The following is an 18,454-nucleotide window of genomic DNA, read 5'->3' as shown; positions in this document are numbered from 1 at the left end:
GGGGTCATCTCCCGCCGGGGAGGGAGAGCGTGTGCCTCTCGCCGGCGACGAGGGTCAGTGGGAAGGGGGCTCCGCCTCCCGCGACCACCTCGATCGTGCAGTCGCTCGACGGCCACAGCACGGCGGTGGCGTGCCCTTCGGACCACCGCAGGTCGAGTCGGGCCCCGAAGCGCGTTCGGATGCCCCGCAAGGTGCCCTCGGCGCACGCGCGCGGCACGGCGGGCAGCAGCACCAGCCGGCCGGGGGACGACTGGACCAGGCACTCGATGAGCACCGCGGGCAGGGCGTGCGCGGCGTCCGCGTTGTACACGTCCCGCCCCGGGTAGTGGGCGCTCATGAGTGAGTCGTGGAAGTAGTCGCCGTGCAGCACGTGGCGGAGTGCTCGGCCCGCCAGTTCCCCGTCGCGCAGCCGAGCGGCGACGAGGGCGGTGTGCAGGCGGCCGTGCGCCGAGTCGTTCTCGGTGCCGCGCAGTTCGAGAGCGCGGTGGGCGGCCGCCGCCAGGGCGGGCGTGTCGTGGGGGTTGATCTCGTCGAGCGGCCACACCGGGTAGAGGTGGCTGATGTGCCGGTGGTCGTAGGTGTCCGCCAGCTCGGGACCGGCCCATTCGGCCAGCGCTCCGTCCTCGTTGACCCGGTACGGAGCAAGCCTGGCGGCGAGGGCTCGCCAGTGCGGGGCGCGGGGATGGCCGGGCCGGAAGTCGGCGGCGGTGGTCAGGGCGTGGCGGGCGGCGGCGATGTCCATCGTGGCGTCGACGGTGCCCCAGCTCGCGTTGGCGGGGCGGTTCTCGGGCGAGTACGAGGGGACCACCGCCACGGGGGCGTCGGGGCCGCGGCTGACCAGGAAGTCATCGTAGAACTCGGCAACTTCGACCAGCGCGGAAGGGAGCCAGGGGTCGGGCGGCCGGCCGCCGGTGAGGGCTTCGTCGACCAGGGGGTGGAGCAGCCAGTCGGCGCCCGCGGTCCACAGGTGCAGGGGGTAGGCGCGTTCGAAGTGCCGGGTGTGGCCGCTCTCCCCGTCGGTGTGGGAGGGCGCGACGACGCCGCGTGCGCCGAAGATTTCACGGGCGTTGTCGCGCCAGTCGGCCAGTTGACCGCGTACGAGTTCCGCGTGGGCCCGGGACACCTCGGGCAGCGCCCCGGCGGCGGCGGACGCCACCTGCAGGTTGAGGTTGGCGTTGGTGGTGAAGGCGCCGGACCAGGCGGTGTTCCAGTCGCCCGTCCAGAGGCCGGTGAGGCGCGGCGGCAGCATGCCGCTGGACGACAGGAGGTGGTAGCGGCCCGCCGCGAAGAGGCGTTCGAGAAGTGCCGGGCTGTCCGGACGGCGCAGCAGCGCGGTGCCCGGCAGTTCTCTCTCCGCCGGGTCCGTCGTGAGGGTGAGTCCGGCACGGAGGTAGGCACCACGGTGAGCGGGCAGGTGTCCGGCCAGGAGCCGTGCGTACGCCAGGTCGACGGCATCGCGCGCGTCCGGGCGGGGTGGGACGCCCTCGGCCACGCTGACCTGGTCGGCTTCGAGCAGGGCGTCCAGCGCGCGGCGGTGCGCGGGGCCGGGGTCGCTGTCGGCAGGGTGCCGCTCCACCCGGGTCAGCAGCAGGATCGCGGAGGCTCCGGTGACCCGCAGCAGGTCACCGGCCGCGTCCGCCCGGCCGTCGGGGACGACCACCAGGGTGGTCCCCGTGAAGGCGGTCCGTCCGTTCCCGTACTCGGTGCGCAGGCTCAGTACCGCCCTGGTGGCCGGGTGCCCGTTCTTCTCGCACACGACCGAGCGGGAGAAGCGCAGCCCGTCGGGCAGCCCGGGCAGGCGCTCGTCGAGGCGGACCTCGGCACTCAGCGCGCCGGGCCCGCCGGACACCCGGTGGACGATCACGTCGTCGGTGCGTGAGACGAAGAGGTCACTGCGCCAGCCGTCGTCGCTGGCGCTCACCTGCCCGCTGGTGAAGTCCACCTGCCTGCGGTATCCCGGTCCCCCCGCCGCGCCCCCGCCTCGTACGCGGACCTGGAAGGCGGGGTGGAAGGGCTGCACCCACACGTGCGGGTGTCCGGCGCCGAACTCCTCCGCCGCTCGGGTGTCGCCTGCCAGCAGGGCTGCCCGCAGAGCGGGGAGTCCGGCGGCGAGCGCCGGGGGGCCGAGCGCTTCGCTGCCGTTGGGGCGGACCAGGGTGTGGTGGTTCACGACGACGCGTTCGTCGGCCGGGTCTCCGAACACCATGGCGCCGTGCCGGCCGTTGCCGCTGAGGAAGGCGTCCTCCCACCGTCCGGCGGGCCGCGGCTCCCACGTCCCGTGTCTCACGCCAGGACCGCCACGCCGTGGCGCTCCAGGCGCACGGAACCGTCCACCCGGTCGCCCGTGATCAGGTCCCGGCACGGGCCCGGTACGTCGACGTCGATCGGCCCGGGGGCGTGGTTGAGCAGGAAGAGCACGTCACCGCGGCGGATCGCTTCGAGGCCGGGTGGCCGGTTCTCCAGGACGGGGCGGACACCCGCCCCGCACGCCACGTGGGCGAGCAGTTCGCGCAGGGCGGTCGGCTCGGGCAGCGTGGAGACGTACCAGGCACGCCCGTGGCGCAGCACGGCGGGCATGCCGACGAGCTCACCACTTCGGTAGGTGGCGACGGTCTCGGCCGCGGACCGTTCCAGTTCCTCCGCCCAGAGGGTTCCCTCGAAGGGGTTCAGGCCCTCGCGGCCCTCGCATGCCACCTTCTCGCCCGCCGGCAGCGGCCACCATTCGTGGACGAGGCGGATACCGAACAGATCGCGCAGGCGTTCGTCCATGCCGCCGGGGCGGATACGGTCGTCCTGGTCCGCGGCCCCGGTCATGAACCCGCAGACGAGGGTGGAGCCGCCGCGTACGTGGGCGACGAGGTTGTCCACCGCGGCGTCGGTGAGCAGATACAGGTGCGGAACGACGATGAGGCGGTAGGCGTCCAGGTCGTGTTCGGGGTGGGCGAAGTCGGTGGTGATCCCGGCCTCCCACAGGGCGCGGTGCCAGGCGCGTACGACGGTGGGGTAGTGCACCTCGGAGGAGGGGCGGCCCTCCTGTTCGTCGGCCCACCAGGAGTTCCAGTCGTGGAGGACCGCCACCTCCGCGGTGACGTGGGTGCCGGCGACGCGCTCTCCCAGCCGGGACAGTTCGGCACCGATCTGTTTGATCTCCTGGTAGGCGCGGCCGTGTTCACCGGCGTGGGAGACCATGGCCGAGTGGAACTTCTCCGCTCCCTGTCGCGACTGCCTCCACTGGAAGTGGCAGACGGCGTCCGCGCCGCGGGCGACGGCCTGGAGGGACCAGAGCCGGCCCAGTCCACGGGGCTTGGGCACGTTGACGTCGCGGAAGTTCACCGCGCCCGCCGCCTGCTCCATCACCATCCACGGTCCGCGGGCCTGGGAGCGGGTCATGTCCTGGATCATGGCTCCGTACTGGCCGGCGTGCGGGTCGGTGGGGTCCGGGTAGATGTCGACGGAGACGACGTCCTCCTCCTGGGCCCACCTCCATGCGTCCTGGCCGGTCCAGAACGGCATGAAGTTGGTGGTGACGGGGATGTGGGGGGTGCGCGCGGCAACGATGTCGCGCTCGGCGGTGTAGCACTCCAGGAGGGCGTCGGAGGTGAACCGTCTGAAGTCGAGCGTGCAGGCGGGGTTGCGCAGGTACTGGGCCCTGCGCGGCGGGATGACCTGCTCCCACGTGTCGTAGCGCTGGCTCCAGAAGGCGGTGCCCCAGGCCTCGTTCAGGGCGTCGGTCGTGGTGTACACGCGGCGCAGCCAGCGGCGGAAGTGCCGTGCGGTCTCGTCGCACCAGCAGAAGGTGCAGTACTCGTTGTTGATGTGCCACATGCGCAGGGCCGGGTGGTCGCCGTAACGCTCGGCGAGGTCCTTCGTGATGGCCGTCGCGTAGGCCCGGTAGACGGGTGAGCTGGGGCAGAAGTGCTGGCGTGATCCGTACCAGACGGTGGATCCGTCCTCGCCGCGCGGCAGTGTTTCGGGGTGGAGGGATCCCATCCACGCCGGCGGTGCGGCGGTGGGGGTGGCGAGGACGGCCCCTATGCCGTGCTGGTGCAGCAGGTCCACGATCCGGTCGAGCCAGCCGAAGTGGCGTTCTCCCGGGCGGGGTTCGATCTTCGCCCAGGAGAACACCCCGATGGTGGCGGAGGTGACCTCGGCCTCCTTCATCAGTCGCATGTCCTCCGCCCACATCTCCTCGGGCCACTGCTCCGGGTTGTAGTCGCCGCCGAGGAGGATGCGGGATCGGGTGGCGTCGTTGAGAGTAGGCATGCGAGGACTCGCTTCGTCGCGGAGGTCGGAGTGGGTCGGAGAGGTCAGACGGGGTCGGCGTACTGGACGCCGCGGCCGTTCGTGCCGAGGTAGACGCGGCCGTGAACGCGCGGATCGCCGGTGATCGTCTCGCCGATCCAGCCCCATTGGTGGGCGTCGTCGTTGATACGGGTCCAGGAGGCGCCCTCGTCGTCGGAACGCAGGACGGCGGTGACCTGGTCGGTGGCGCCGACCTGGAAGATCGTCGGATGGGCCGCGCCGGCCGCCGCCTTGCCGAAGCCCAGGGTGTAGGAGGCCCAGCAGCTGTCGACCTTGGTGAAGGTGGCGCCGCCGTCGACGGACCGGTGCAGGCCGTTCCACTTGGCGGAGAGCCAGAGGTGGCCGCTTCGGCCGGGGGTGGCGGCCAGCCGGAACTGGCTGTCGCCCGCCGGCAGGCCGGTGGCGGCGGCGGTGAAGGTCCGTCCGCCGTCGACCGAGCGTACGACGGTGCCGTTCACCGTGTCGTAGGCGTAGAAGCGGCGCGGGTCCCAGGGGTCGGCGACCGGTGTGCCGCCCCGGGGGAAGGTGGGCACTTCCGCCCAGGTGGCGCCGTTGTCGGTCGAGCGGTGAGTGGCGTGCGTGGAGCCGTCCCAGTGGACGAACGACCACAGCAGGGTGCTGCCGTCCGCGCTGGTCGCGATGGGGCCGGGAGCCGTGCTCGCGATGTCCGGCTGGCTCGCGAAGGGCTGCCAGGTCCGGCCGCCGTCGCCGGACCAGGCGCCGTTGCCGCTCGACGACCATCCCGTCCGCACGACGTAGGAGGGCCGGCGGTCCGCCATCGCCAGACCGGTGGAGGTGCCGAAGAGCGGGTTGGTGGCCATGCCGCGGGGAGGCGAGGCGGTGAGGGAGTCGTGGTACATGACGCCGATGTCGGCCAGGCCGCTGAGCAGATGCGCTCCGCCTTCGGGAGGGGAGATCAGCTGCCGTACGGCGCTTTCCTCCAGGCCGCGGATCTCGGGAGCCCAGTGGACCAGGTCACGGGTGCCGTAGAGGGTGGCGCCGGTGCCGTAGACGATGTGGCGGGAGTCGAAGGGGTCGATGGCGACCGCCTGGATCCACCAGCCGAACTTGGGCCGGGGCTCGCCCCATCGCAGGTAGGGGGTCGCGGAGACGTCCAGGACGGCACGGTCCTTCAGGGATTCCCAGGTGCGTCCGCCGTTCGTGGAGCGGAAGACCGTGTCGACGTCCGCCCAGCGGTTGTTGGTGGTGACCACCAGGGTGCCGGGCCGCTGGGGGTCGACCGCGACGCCTCCGTATCCGAACGTGTCGGGGGCTCCGTCGGAGGTGGTGCCGCCGGGCCGGACCGGGGTGATATCGCTCCAGGCGCCCGTGACGGTGTTCAGGGCGTGCACGCTGCCGTCGCTCTGCCCGTTGGGCCCGGGGGCGTCGGCGTAGGTGACGTGGAGCGTGCGGAGCGCGGTGTCGTACGCGGCGCGGACGGGCACGCGGGCCGGTACGCCTTCCGGCTGCCCCGGGACGGGCTCCCAGGTGGCGTCGGAACGGCGGCGGTACAAGGCGGATCCGCCGTCGGCCCATCCCGCGTACAGCGTCCGTCCCGCGGCGACGAGGAGGGTGATTCCCTGGCCGTCCGCCACCGGCTCGGGTCCGAACCCGGCCCGCGCCCAGGTGGCGCCGCGGTCGGCGGACTTCCACAGGCCGTCGTGGCGGGTGCCGAGCCAGAGGGTGTCGCTGTCGGCGGGGTCGACGAGGAGTCGCTCGCCGGTGCCGCGCCCGTCCTCGTTGGCCCCGAGCTTCACCGGCAGATCGGTGCGCGCCCAGGTGGCCCCCCGGTCTTCCGAACGCAGCACGGCCCCGTTCTCCGACCAGCTCTGCGCGTACGTCCCGACGGCGAGGTAGAGGCGGTCGGGATGGTGGGGATCGACGGCCATGGCCTCGACGCCCAGCAGGTTCCAGTCGTCCCAGCCGAGATGGTCGGTGAGGGGGACCCACGCCCGCGTGCGGCTGTCCCACCGGTACGCGCCGCCGATGTCGGTCCGGGCGTAGGCGAGTCCCTCGACGCGGGGGTGGAAGAGGACGCCGGTGACGAAACCGGTGCCGCCGATGACCGCGGTACGCCAGCGGTGCCGCTGGGTGGCACCGGCCGCGTCGGAGGACTCCGGGGCGGCGGGGGTCATCGGTGCGGCGACGGCGCCGCTCGCGGACAGCGCGGACCAGGAGGTCAGACCCGTGAGCACACCGGCGGTGAGGACCGTGCGCCTGCCGGGCCGGTGTTCGCGTATGGACATGACGAAACCCTCTCTTCGTGGAGCCGTTGCGGTGCGGAGCGGTGGGTCCCCCCGTGGTCGGGGGCGAACGGTCGGGGCGGACGGTCGGGTGCGGGCGGTCGGGGGCGGACGTTCGGGTGCGGGCGGACCCGGCGGAGGTGAGGGGCCGCGCGGCGGACGGCGGCTTGGGCGGAGGAAGCCGCCGGTCCGGCGGGCGACGGCGTCGTGGCCCGGGGGCGTCGCGGGTGTCAGCCCTTGACCGCGCCCGTCAGCATGCCCTTCTTGAAGTGCCTCTGGACGAACGGCGACAGCACGGCCACCGGCAGCAGCGCGAGCACCATGACCGCCATCTGGATGGACAGGGGCGAGAGCTGGCCGGTGTTGATGGCCTGCGCCAGGCCCGTGGGGCGTTCCTGCTTGAGAACCAGCTGCATCATCACGTTCTGCAGCGGCATCATGTTCTGGTCGCTCAGATAGATCGACGCGTTGAACCAGGCGCTCCAGTAGCCGACGGCGTAGAAGAGCGCGATCACGGCGAGGACCGCGCGGGACAGCGGCATGATGATCGTCCACAGGATGCGGACGTCGCCGGCGCCGTCGATACGGGCACTGTCGAGGAGCTCGGGTGCGACGCTCATGAAGAAGGACCGCAGGACGAGGATGTTGAAGACGCTCACCGCGCTGGGAAGGATCAGGGACAAGTAGGTGTCGGTCAGCCCGAGCCCCTGGACCAGCAGGTAGGTGGGGATGAGACCCGCGCCGAAGAACAGGGTGGCGAGAAGGGTCACCAGCAGGGGCCGGTGCAGCAGGGACCCGCTGCGCGAGAGGCCGTAGGCGCACAGGACGGACACGGTCATGCTGAAGGCCGTGCCGATGACGGTGACCCCCACGCTCACCAGCGCCGCTCGGGTGACCTGGCCTCCGCCGAGCAGTTCCTGGTAGGCCACGAGGGTGATCCCTCGGGGGACGACGACGAGCCCGCCGGCCTCCGTGATGGTCCTCACCGAGGACATGCTGGTGACGATCACGATCCACAGGGGAAAGAGGATCGCCGCGCAGGCGAGTACGAGGACCGTGCCCTTCGCCGCCAGACCTGCCCGGCGCGGCTCCTCCTCCCACACCGGCCTCAGCCTGCCGCGGGTCGCCCCGGGACGCGTGGAACCCTCCACGGTGCTCATCGCTTGTACACCCCCTGCTCGCCCATCAGGTGGGCGACCTTGTTGGCCGCCAGTACGAGACCGAGGCCGATGATTCCCTTGACGATCCCGACCGCTGCCGCGTAGCTGAAGTCCCCGTACTGGATGCCGACGTTCCAGACGTAGGTGTCGAGGACCTCGGCGGCGGCCGGGCCGACCGCGGTGCGCTGGAGAAGGATCTGCTCGAACCCGACGGTCAGGGCATTGCCCACCTGCAGCACCAGCAGCAGGGCGACCACGGGACGCAGGGCCGGCAGCGTCACGTGCCACATCCGCCGCCACCGCGAGGCGCCGTCCATCGCCGCCGCCTCGTACAGGTCGGGGCTGATGACGGAGAGCGCGGCGAGGAAGACGATGACGCCCCAGCCCGCGTCCTTCCAGACCATCTCGAAGGTGACCAGGAACGTGAACAGGCCGGGATCGGTCATCAGGTCGATGCCCTCGTGGCCGTGCTCGCGCAGGGTCTGGGCCAGCATGCCGGCACCGCCGAACATCTGCTGGAAGATGGTGACGACCAGCACCCAGGAGAAGAAGTGGGGCAGGTACAGCACCGCCTGCGCGACGGCGCGGACCCGGGGCCGGACGAAGCTGTTGATGAGCAGCGCGAGCAGGATCGGCACGGGGAAGAACAGGGTGAGCTGCACCAGGAAGATCGTCAGGGTGTTCTCCAGCGCCTGCCAGAAGAGCCGGTCCTCCAGCATGCGGCCGAAGTGCTCGACGCCCACCCAGGGACTCTCGCGGATCGCCTGCAGGGCGTCGCCCCCGAGGTAGGGGTCGTAGTCCTGGAACGCCACCACGTTGCCGAGCAGAGGCACGTAGTTGAAGACCAGGACGAGCAGGACCGCGGGCAGGGTCATCAGGATCAGCGTCCGGTCGCGACGCAGCCGGATTCTCCAGCCGACGCCCCGGGAGGCGCGGGAGGGGATGTCCGGCCGCCCCGCTGTGTCCGGGTCCTCGGCCGGGCCGGAGCGAGCCGGCGCCTTCCTGCTGGGGTCAGCGGCGCGTTCCGGGCCCGCCACCTTGCTCTGCGGCACGTTCTCTCTCCTTGTTCCCCCTCGGTCCGGTGCGGTCAGGACGCCTGGTCGCCGGCGTCGTCCAGGAGCTTGTGGTACCAGTCGCGCAGTTGGTCACCACCGCGGGAGCGCCAGTCCGACACGGCCTGCTGCATGTCGCTGATCTTCTTCCGGCCGCGCACGATGTCCTTCTCCAGGTCCTCGAACTGGCTGCTGAGCTCGGCCCAGCGGTTCGGCTCCTGGACCTGCATGCCGTAGAAGAGGGGCCGGGTGACGAACGCCCCCATGCGCTGCTGCCAGCGGACCATCCCTTCGGCCACGTCGGGGTGGTTGGGGTAGGCGAAGAACTGCTGAGGGCTCGCGACGTACTCGTAGGTCGCGAAGACCTCGTTGTTGCCTGCCTCGGTCTTGGTGATCTCGTCGCCCTTGAGCGTGTGGTGGAGCCCTTCCACGCCGTACGCCTTGAGGCGCTGCTCCCTGGTGCCGTACGGGGCCGCCGTGTAGTTGGCGATGGCGAGGACGTCCCGGACCGTCTTCTCGTCGGCGTTCTTGTTGACGAACGCCCAGATGTTGGAGGGCGAACCGGCGTAGAGACGGGGCTCGCCGCCGTCGTGGTGGAAGTAGTCCATGGCGGCCATGGAGAAGCCCGGGCTGTCGCCCCGCTGGACGACGGTCTTGCCGTACCAGTCGGAGATGTCCGCGTTGTACATCCACACCCGGCCGGCGGTGAAGAGGTTGCCGATGTCCCCGCTCTCGGCCTTGGCGTCCGGGTGCACGAATCCGGCGGAGTAGAGGGAGCGGGACCATGCGAGGGCTTCGAGGTACTCGGGGGTCTCGATCCGGTGGACCAGCTTGTCACCGACGAGCTTCCAGCAGACGGGTTTCTCGTCGAGGACGCCGAAGAACTTGTACGCCGCCCAGGTCATGTCGCCGCAGGCCCAGACCCCGTTCCTGGCGGAGGTGATCTCCTTGGCGAGGTCGGAGAACTCCTGGGTGGTGGTGGGCGGCTCGTACCCCTTGGCCTCGAAGAGGTCGGACCGGTAGAAGGGCGCGATATTGGGGATGTCGCTGGCCGGCATGGGCAGGCCGCGGAGCTTGCCGCCGAAGACGGCCCGCTGCCAGGCGTTGGTGGGGATCGCCGCCAGGTTCGGGTAGTCCTTGACCTTGTCGCCCGACAGGTACGGGCCGAGGTCGGCGAACTTGTGGTTGATGGCGCTGGGTATCTTGCCGCCCAACTCCCAGGCGGGTACCACGACCACGTCCGGGACGCCGCTGGAGGCGAGGACGGCTCCGAGCTTCTGCCCGTAGGTGTTGCCGTCCTGGTTCTGCCAGTTCACCTTCACACCGATGGCCTCGTCCATCGCCGACCAGTACGGGTTGTCGTCCTTGGGGGAGGTCCCCCAGAGCGGAGCCATGATCGTGACGGTGCCGCCCTTGCCGAGCTTCTCGGGCACGGAGACGGCCAGCTTCGAGGCCGGCAGCGCGGAGGTGAAGGCCACGGCCGACCCGTTCGCGCTCGGCACGTCCGGCTTCACGACGTCGGACCCGACGAAGGCCGGGAGGACGCTCCGAAGCTTCTTCCCCGTGGTGGCCCCCTCGGCGCGGCTGCCGCCGGACGAACCGCTGCACGCGCCGAGCAGTGGCACACCGCCGGCGACGGCGATCGCGGCGACCGCGGTGGAGCCGAGGAACGTTCTCCGGCTGGGAGCCTTGGTGTCGGGCATGGCAGAGCCCCTTTCGTCACGCGGGCGGCCGGCGGGCGTTCGAGAGCGGCCGTACGCATGCGGGTCGGCGGATGAGGCGAGCTGAGGGACAGGCGAAACGAGGAGGGGTCGACCGACCTGCTCGTCGAAGCGCTTCGATGTTGCAGCGAGGTTAAGTGAGGAAGACAGGCCGTTCAAGAGTCGCCCCGGAATTCTTTCGTTTCGCTTCTGTCGCTGCCCCTGCGACAGCGCTCCCCCGTCTCCGGTAAGCACCTGGCGGCATCTCCGGTGAACACGTGGCGGCGGCGATGGCGTCTTGACACTCCCCCACGGGCGCCTTCAGCATCGAAGCGCTTCGAGTCCGGCGTCACTGTTCAGATCGCTCACCCTTGGGGAACTCTGTGACCGACATGCGGCCGTCCTTCCGTGACGCCACCCTCTCCCTCGACGAGCGCGTCGACGACCTGCTCGGGCGGCTCACGCGCGACGAGCGGATCGCGATGCTGCACCAGTTCGCGCCCGCCGTCGAACGCCTGGGCGTCGAGGCGTTCCGTACCGGGCAGGAGGCCCTGCACGGCGTGGCGTGGATGGGACCCGCCACCGTCTTCCCGCAGGCCGTGGGGCTGGGCGCCACGTGGAACGAGGGACTCGTCCGCCAGGTCGGTGAGGCCGTCGGCGAGGAGGTCCGTGCCATGCGCGCGAAGGATCCGAGGGTCGGGCTCAACGTGTGGGCCCCCACGGTCAATCTGCTGCGACACCCGTGGTGGGGCCGCAACGAAGAGGGGTACTCCGAAGACCCCCGGCTGACGTCCGCCATCGCCGTCGCCTACACCCGCGGGCTGCGCGGCGACCACCCCGTCTACTGGCGCACCGCACCGGTGCTCAAGCACTGGCTGGCCCACAACAACGAGACCGACCGGGACACCAGCTCCTCCTCGATCCGCCCCCGGGTCCTGCACGAGTACGACCTCCGGGCCTTCCGCCCCGCGGTGGAGGCGGGGGCCGTCGCCGGGGTGATGCCCTCGTACAACCTCGTCAACGGCAGGCCGAACCATCTCTCCCCCCTGCTCGCGACAGAGCTGCGGACCTGGACCGACCAGCCCCTGGTGGTCTGCTCCGACGCCGGCGCGCCCTCCAATCTGGTCGACTCCGAGCACTACTACGACACCCATGAGGAAGCCGTGGCCGCCGCCCTGCGCGCCGGTGTGGACAGCTTCACGGACCACGGCCAGGACTCCTCCGTCACCCTCGGGCGCGTTCACGGGGCACTCGACCGAGGGCTGCTCGACGACGAGACCGTCGACGAGGCCGTACGCCGGCTGCTGAGGATGCGCTTCTGCCTCGGGGAGTTCGATCCCGGACTGGACCCGTACGCGAAGGCCGCGGCGTTCGACACTCCGGAGCACCGGTCGCTCGCGCGGGAGGCCGCGGAGCAGGCCGTCGTACTGCTCAGGAACGACGGCCTGCTGCCGCTGGCCGAAGGCACCCGCGTCGCCCTGGTCGGGCCGCTCGCCGACGCGTGCAAGCTGGACTGGTACAGCGGCACGCTGATCCACCGCTCCACACCCCTGGACGGGCTGCGCGAGCGCTTCGGCACAGACCGCGTCTCCTTCGCCGAGGGCGCCGACCGGGTGCGGCTGCGCACAGCGGCGGGCTGGGTGCGCGTCCCGTCCCCCTCTACGACGGCAACGGTGCGAGGAGCCGAAGGAGCGCTCGACCCGGCGCTGCTGAGCGGTCGCACCGATCTCGCGCCCCTGACGGTCGGCGGCGACCCGACGACGTTCTCCGCGGTGGACTGGGGGCACGGGCTGCTGACCTTCCGGGCCCCGGACGGTGCCTACGTGTCGGTCGCCGAGGACGGCCTCCTGCGCGCGTCGGCCGACCAGCCCGGGGGCTGGGTGGTGCGGGAGACGTTCCGTCCGGAGGAACACGGTGCGGGCCACCTCCTCCGGCATGTCGGCACGGGCCGGTACGTGTCCGTGACCGCCGAAGGCCTGAAGGTCGCCGAGGAGGGCGATGTGTTCGACATCGTGACCGTGAGCCGCGGTGTGGACGACGTGGCCGCGGCGGCCGCCGCCGCCGACGTGGTCGTCGTCGCCGTCGGCAACGACCCGCACATCAACGGCCGCGAGACCGAGGACCGCACCACGCTGCGCCTGCCCGACCACCAGACCCGGCTGTGGCGCGCGGCCCACGCCGCGAACCCCCGTACGGTGCTCGCCGTCGTCTCGTCGTATCCGTACGCGCTGACCGACGCGGATGCCGCCCTTCCCGCCCTGCTCTGGACCGCCCACGCGGGACAGGCCGCGGGCACCGCGCTCGCCCGGGTGCTGGCCGGCGACGTGTCGCCCGCGGGACGGCTCCCGCAGACCTGGTACACCTCCGACGCCGAGCTGCCCGACCTGCTGGACTACGACATCATCGGCAGCCGCCAGACCTACCTGTACTACGAGGGCGCCCCCCTCTATCCGTTCGGCCACGGCCTCTCCTACAGCTCCTTCGCCTACGACCATCTGTCGGCCGCGTGTGCCGACGACACCCTCCGGGTGTCCTTCACCGTGACCAACAGCGGTACGCGTGACGCGGACGAGGTCGCCCAGGTCTACGTCCGGGCGCCGGATTCGGCCGTCCCCAGGCCGCGGCGGCAGCTCCTCGCCCACCGCAGGCTGCGCCTCGCCGCCGGGGCGGCCCAGCGGCTGGAGTTCGAGGTGCCCGTCGAGGCACTCGGCTTCTGGGATGTCTCCCGTGGCCGCTGGACGGTCGACCCGGGCCGGCGCGTCCTCCTCGTCGGCGCCTCCAGCGCGGACATCCGGCTCACCTCCGGCCTGCGCGTCGAGGGGGAGGAATCCGCTCCGCGTCCCCTGCGGGCCGGCGGCCTCGATGCCGCGGACTACGACGAACAGCGCGGCACCGTGATCGTGGACCGGACCAGGGTGAGCGGCGACGCGGTGACGGCCACGGACGGTCGCACCGGCGAACTGGTCTTCAGGGGCTGCGACTTCGGAGACGGGGTCGCGACGGTGTCGGCCGAGATGGCCGCGACCGGTCCTGCCGCGGTGGAACTGCGGCTGTCCGACGGGACGTTCCTCGCGTCCTGCGCGCCCGTCGCCAACGGACCGTACGCCTATGCCACCACCACCGCCGCTCTCCCGCTGTCCGGCGTCCACGATCTGCACGTCCGGCTGCGCGGCCCGGTACGGCTCGCGAGGCTCTCCTTCTCCGGCTGAGACCACGGCCGCGGCGGCCCGGCACCTCTCCCCCAGGTGCCGGGCCGCGCCGTGTCCGTCCTCGTCCACGGCGTCGGGCCGGGGCACGGCCGGCCCGGGAACCGCTCGTCAGGGCATGGACACGACCACATCACCGGCGCCCCGGGCACAGCCGCCACCGGCCACCTCCACCCGGTAGGGACGGTCGGTCCCCACGGCACGCACGCGCAGGCCGTCGTGGTCCTGTGCGAGGTGGAAGACCGCCGCCGCCCGGCCCGTCAGGTCGGGCACCGTGACCGAACGGCGCAAGGGCGTGCCGTCCGACACCGGATGGACGCGCAAGGTCAGCTCGTCCAGCCAGTCGGAGTCCGGCTTCTGGTCGTCCGCGCCGAGGGGCAGTACCGCTCCCTCCCGTACGAAGAGCGGCAGGCTGTCGAAGCCGTGCCGTTCCCGCCGCCACACCGGGCCGGCCACCGTCTCACCGGTCAGCAGATGAGTCCAGGCCCCTCTCGGCAGGTAGTACTCCACCTCGCCGTTCGCGGTGAAGACGGGGGCGACCAGGAGGTCCGGGCCGAGCATGTACTGCCGGTCCACGGTGCGGCAGGCGGGGTCCTCGGGGAATTCGAGGAGCATCGGGCGCATGACGGGGACGCCGGTGGCGTGGGCCTCGACGGCCACCCCGTAGAGGTAGGGCATCAGCCGGTGCTTGAGCAGGGTGAACTGCCGCGCGACGTCGACGGCCTCCTCACCGAACTCCCACGGCACCCGGTAGGACACGTTGCCGTGCAGCCGGCTGTGCGAGGAGAGCAGGCCGAAGGCGAGCCATCGCTTGAACACGTCCGGGTCCGGGGTGCCCTCGAAGCCGCCGATGTCGTGGCTCCAGAAGCCGAAGCCGCTCAGGGACAGCGAAAGCCCGCCGCGCAGCGACTCGGCCATGGCCTCGAAGGAGGCGAAGCAGTCGCCACCCCAGTGAACGGGGAACTGCTGCCCGCCGGCGGTCGCCGAACGGGCGAAGAGGACGGCCTCACCGGTGCCGCGCTCCTCCTCCAGAAGCTCGAAGACGGTCTTGTTGTAGAGGTGGGCGTAGTAGTTGTGCATCCGCTCGGGGTCGGAGCCGTCGTGCCAGACGACGTCCGTCGGCACGCGCTCGCCGAAGTCCGTCTTGAAGCAGTCGACGCCCTGGTCGAGCAGTGGCCTCAGCCTGTCCTGGAACCAGGCCCGGGCCCCGGGGTTGGTGAAGTCGACCAGGGCCATGCCGGGCTGCCAGAGGTCCCACTGCCAGATGTCGCCGTTCGGCCGGCGGACCAGGTACCCACGCGCGGCGCCCTCGGCGAACAGCGTCGACTTCTGCGCGATGTACGGGTTGATCCACATGCTGATCTTCAGCCCGCGGGCCTTCAGCCGGGCGAGCATGCCCTCCGGGTCGGGGAAGGTCCGGGGGTCCCACTGGAAATCCGACCACTGGTACGCGCGCATCCAGAAGCAGTCGAAGTGGAAGACGGAGAGCGGGATGTTCCGCTTCTCCATGCCCTCGACGAACGACGTGACGGTGGCCTCGTCGTAGGCGGTGCAGAAGGACGTGGTGAGCCACAGGCCGAACGACCAGGCGGGCGGCAGGGCGGGGCGGCCGGTGAGGGCGGTGTAGCGGGCCAGCACCTCCTTGGGAGTCGGCCCCGCGACGACGTAGTACTCCAGGGTCTGGTCCTCGACGCTGAACTGGACCTGGCCGACCGACTCCGATCCGACCTCGAAGGACACCTTGCCGGGGTGGTTGACGAAGACGCCGTAGCCGCGCGAGGAGAGGTAGAACGGGATGTTCTTGTACGCCAGCTCGCTGCTGGTGCCGCCGTCGGCCTGCCAGATGTCGACGGTCTGGCCGTTCTTGACGAAGGGCGTGAAGCGCTCGCCGAGACCGTAGACCTGCTCACCGACGCCGAGGGCGAGCTGGACGGCCATGTGGTGCGCGCCCTCGGGGGTGGTCGCGAAGGCGGTGCCCCTGCGCTCGGCGGCGGTCAGCCGGTGGCCGCTCCCGTCCAGGAAGTCGAGCCTCCACGGCTTCCCGGTGTCGAGGCGCAGCGTGAGCGGTCCGCTGCGCAGCTCGACGAGATCGCCCTCACGCCGGGTGCGTCCCGCGTCGGCCCGCGCCCCCTCGCCCGGCAGCGCGAAGTCGGGCCCGGGGTGCCGCTTGCCCGCGTGATGGGTGACGCGGACGCCGATGACCCCCTCGGCCGGAGAGAAGAACTCGGTGGTGATGAGCGCCGAGTTGAGGGTGTCCCCACGATGGCGCACGGGCGTGACGGCCGCGTACGCCGTGATGTGGTCGGCGCTGACATGGAGATCGCGTACTTCGGTGGCGTACGAGGCGCGGACGCCCTCGCGCATCAGCCAGAAGCCGTCGCTGAACTTCATCCGGTGTTCCTTGGTGTGAGGGATGGCGTGATCGGGCGAGGAGTACGGGGCCCCACGGGCGGGCCGAAGCGGTGGGGGGACCGGGACCGACGCGTCCCGCAGACCGACGGCGCGCACGGATCCGTACGCGCCGCCTCCCCCTCGGGGGAGGGGTCCCACAAGGGGCGTGGGCACCGACGACCCGCATCTGAACTCCCGGCATCGAATCGCTTCGACGAGCTACGGCTGCACTGCCGTCCGACACCGTTCCAACAAACGCCCCTGGGGTCAAGAGATGCGCATACGTCCAGGCACCTCGCAGATGTACTGACTCCCCGTATGACTCGATTCGCCCCACACTTTGTCGAAGCGCTTCAAGAGGTTGCGCGTGCCGGTCGTTTCGATGACCCTGTCGGGGCAGGCGGCCTCACGGAGCCGCGCAAGGGAATCGGACAGCGTCGGCGAATCGGTCGGGCAGGCAGGCAGAGTGCGGACGCCGGCCACCTCCGCGCGCCGTCCCCGTACGAACGCTGACACCGTGGGCAGAGCGAAGCGGGCCCGGCCTTCCGCCGAGCCCGCCGCAACGGCCCCGTACCGGAGCCGGCCGTACAGGTGTCACGTCGTCAGCGCCGCAGCGTCAGCACTCCAGGACGGTAGGGCAGGAGACCGTAGTCGCCACCGGAGGCGGGGCTGCGCCCCTGGTAGAGGAACTGCAGGTGGCAGGGATCGACGGTCATGGTCTGGTCGGGGCTTGAGCGGATCAGTTCGCCGTGACTGATGTCGTCGGTCCAGGTGGCGCCGCTGTTGGCCTTGCCGGCGAAGGGGTTGCCCTCGGTCGCCGCCTGGGGTGTCCACGCGCCGTTCAAACTGGTCGCCGTGAACGAGCGGAAGTAGCGGCCCTGCGAGCCGATCGCCTCGACGATCATGAGGTAGCGGTTCTGGCCCTCCAGCTTGTAGACCTGCGGGGCTTCGAACAGGTTGTTCGTCGTATCGCTCATGATCACTGTCGAGGTCGCACCGAAGCTGCCCGGGAAGTTCCCGATCGGCATACTGGCACGGTAGATCTTGCCGTTGTCGCCGGCGAAGAACAGGTACATGTTCGTCCCGTCACCGATGAGCGTCTGGTCGATGGGACCTGTCCCGGAGTCGGGGATGCTTCCGGAGAAGAGCACCTGCGGGGATGACCAGCCGTTCGGGTCGGTGGGATCGCTCGACGTCCGGTAGGAGAAGGCGGACCCGCCCCACTGGTAGGCGAGCACCCAGATGCTCTTCGGCGCGAAGTAGAAGAGCGTAGGCGCGACGGTGGAAGCCGACATCGCGTTCTGGTCGGCCGAGGCCATCTCCGGCCAGTCGGAGAACAGGCCGAAGTTCATCGAAGCCCAGCGCGTCCCCGTGTCGTGCGTCGTCGCGTAGACGAGCTGTCTGCCCTCGTAGGGGACGACGGTGAAGTCCTTCAACGAGACCCACCCCGGCCTGGGCTGCGCCAACGGGCCCGATGACGCCCAGCGGTAGGTGACCGGAAGATCGCACGGGCCGGTGTTGCCGCCGCCGACCTTGACGAGCTGCCACTGCTGATGGGTGCCGCCCCAGTCGTCGTACTGGACGGTGTTCGCGTTGTCGACGGTGGAGGCGCCTTGTATCTCGAGGGCCTTGCCGCTGTGGCGCGAGACGAACCGTACGTAGCCGTCCGAGCTGTCGGCCAGGCGCCATTGCTGGTTGGCGGCGTTCAGGTCGGCCCACTGGACGATCGATCCGCCGTTCGCGGTGGACCAGTTGTGGACGTCGAGCACCTTGCCCGAGTGGCGGGACTTGATGCGGTAGAAGCCGCCCCCGGAATCGACGAACTGCCACTGCTGCTGGCTCTGGTCGTTCCTGGTCCACTGAGTGATGCGGGCGCCGTCGGCGGTCGCCCTGTTGTAGACGTCCAGGGCCTTGCCGCTGTTGCGATTGACCAGCACGTACGAGGCGTCGGGGTCCACGGTCGCCGCCCCGGCGGGCTGGGCACCGAGGAAGGCGGCGACGAGCAACAAGGGCGCGAGGACCGCGAGCAGGCGTCTGGACCGGGGCGGGGACGAGGGGCGATACCACATGAGCTGCGCCTCCTGGGGCTGGGCTGAGGTGACCCTGATGAACAGCGGAGCGGAAGTGCCGTGAGTCCGGAACGGTTTCGAAAGTTTCGAGAACGCCCCGATACTTTGTCGCCACAAGTTAGGGATGCGGGGTTCTCCGGTCAAGGCTTGCCACGGATCTGTCCGTAAACAACACGCCCTCCGGGCCTGACCTCTCCCGGGTTCGCGCATGCGGTTCGCCGGCCCAAGGCGTATGCGCGGGTGAGAAACGCCGGGCAAACAGCGTCCGCGCAGGTGCCCCGACCGCGGCCCCACGACGTTCGCCGACGACGGCGCCGGGGCCGCACTCCCA

General features: G+C 71.0%; 9 protein-coding genes. 1 reads left to right on the top strand and 8 read right to left on the bottom strand.

What is annotated here, in order from left to right; all coding sequences use genetic code 11:
• Nucleotides 1–4: 4 nt before the first annotated feature.
• From PSQ21_RS28330 to PSQ21_RS28305, 6 genes are all read right to left on the bottom strand, one after another.
• Nucleotides 5–2,287 carry a glycosyl hydrolase family 95 catalytic domain-containing protein gene (locus PSQ21_RS28330; RefSeq protein ID WP_274034107.1) on the bottom strand — a complete coding sequence of 761 codons (2,283 nt, stop codon included), beginning with the start codon at nucleotides 2,285–2,287 and terminating at the stop codon, nucleotides 5–7.
• A complete protein-coding gene (locus tag PSQ21_RS28325) occupies nucleotides 2,284–4,263 on the bottom strand; it encodes a beta-galactosidase (RefSeq protein ID WP_274034106.1) in 1,980 nt (659 codons plus the stop codon). Before PSQ21_RS28325 ends, PSQ21_RS28330 begins: the two co-directional genes overlap by 4 nt.
• Nucleotides 4,264–4,307: 44 nt before the next feature.
• Complete coding sequence (locus tag PSQ21_RS28320; protein ID WP_397988800.1) at nucleotides 4,308–6,548, bottom strand: 1,4-beta-glucanase; 2,241 nt, start codon at nucleotides 6,546–6,548, stop codon at nucleotides 4,308–4,310.
• A 227-nt stretch (nucleotides 6,549–6,775) separates the two neighbouring features.
• Nucleotides 6,776–7,705 carry a carbohydrate ABC transporter permease gene (locus tag PSQ21_RS28315; protein ID WP_274034105.1) on the bottom strand — a complete coding sequence of 310 codons (930 nt, stop codon included), beginning with the start codon at nucleotides 7,703–7,705 and terminating at the stop codon, nucleotides 6,776–6,778.
• A complete protein-coding gene (locus PSQ21_RS28310; protein WP_274034104.1) occupies nucleotides 7,702–8,757 on the bottom strand; it encodes an ABC transporter permease in 1,056 nt (351 codons plus the stop codon). The genes PSQ21_RS28315 and PSQ21_RS28310 overlap by 4 nt, the downstream gene beginning before the upstream one ends.
• 35 nt (nucleotides 8,758–8,792) lie before the next feature.
• Nucleotides 8,793–10,460 carry an extracellular solute-binding protein gene (locus tag PSQ21_RS28305; RefSeq protein WP_274034103.1) on the bottom strand — a complete coding sequence of 556 codons (1,668 nt, stop codon included), beginning with the start codon at nucleotides 10,458–10,460 and terminating at the stop codon, nucleotides 8,793–8,795.
• Nucleotides 10,461–10,849: 389 nt separating this feature from the next.
• Here PSQ21_RS28305 and PSQ21_RS28300 point away from each other — a divergent pair, with 389 nt between their 5' ends.
• On the top strand, nucleotides 10,850–13,666 hold the full coding sequence (locus PSQ21_RS28300) for a glycoside hydrolase family 3 C-terminal domain-containing protein (RefSeq protein WP_274035982.1): 2,817 nt from the start codon (nucleotides 10,850–10,852) through the stop codon (nucleotides 13,664–13,666).
• A 108-nt stretch (nucleotides 13,667–13,774) separates the two neighbouring features.
• Here the strand turns inward: PSQ21_RS28300 and yicI are convergent, their stop codons facing one another.
• Together yicI and PSQ21_RS28290 are read right to left on the bottom strand one after the other, a co-directional pair.
• Complete coding sequence (gene yicI, locus PSQ21_RS28295; RefSeq protein ID WP_274034102.1) at nucleotides 13,775–16,054, bottom strand: alpha-xylosidase; 2,280 nt, start codon at nucleotides 16,052–16,054, stop codon at nucleotides 13,775–13,777.
• Nucleotides 16,055–16,656: 602 nt separating this feature from the next.
• A complete protein-coding gene (locus PSQ21_RS28290; protein WP_274034101.1) occupies nucleotides 16,657–18,123 on the bottom strand; it encodes a non-reducing end alpha-L-arabinofuranosidase family hydrolase in 1,467 nt (488 codons plus the stop codon).
• Between the last annotated feature and the right edge of the window lie 331 nt (nucleotides 18,124–18,454).

It is taken from the genome of Streptomyces sp. MMBL 11-1 (assembly GCF_028622875.1).
Taxonomy (GTDB): Bacteria; Actinomycetota; Actinomycetes; order Streptomycetales; family Streptomycetaceae; genus Streptomyces.
The sequence above is the reverse complement of the archived record's forward strand: the minus strand, read 5'-3'. Positions and strand labels throughout refer to the sequence as shown.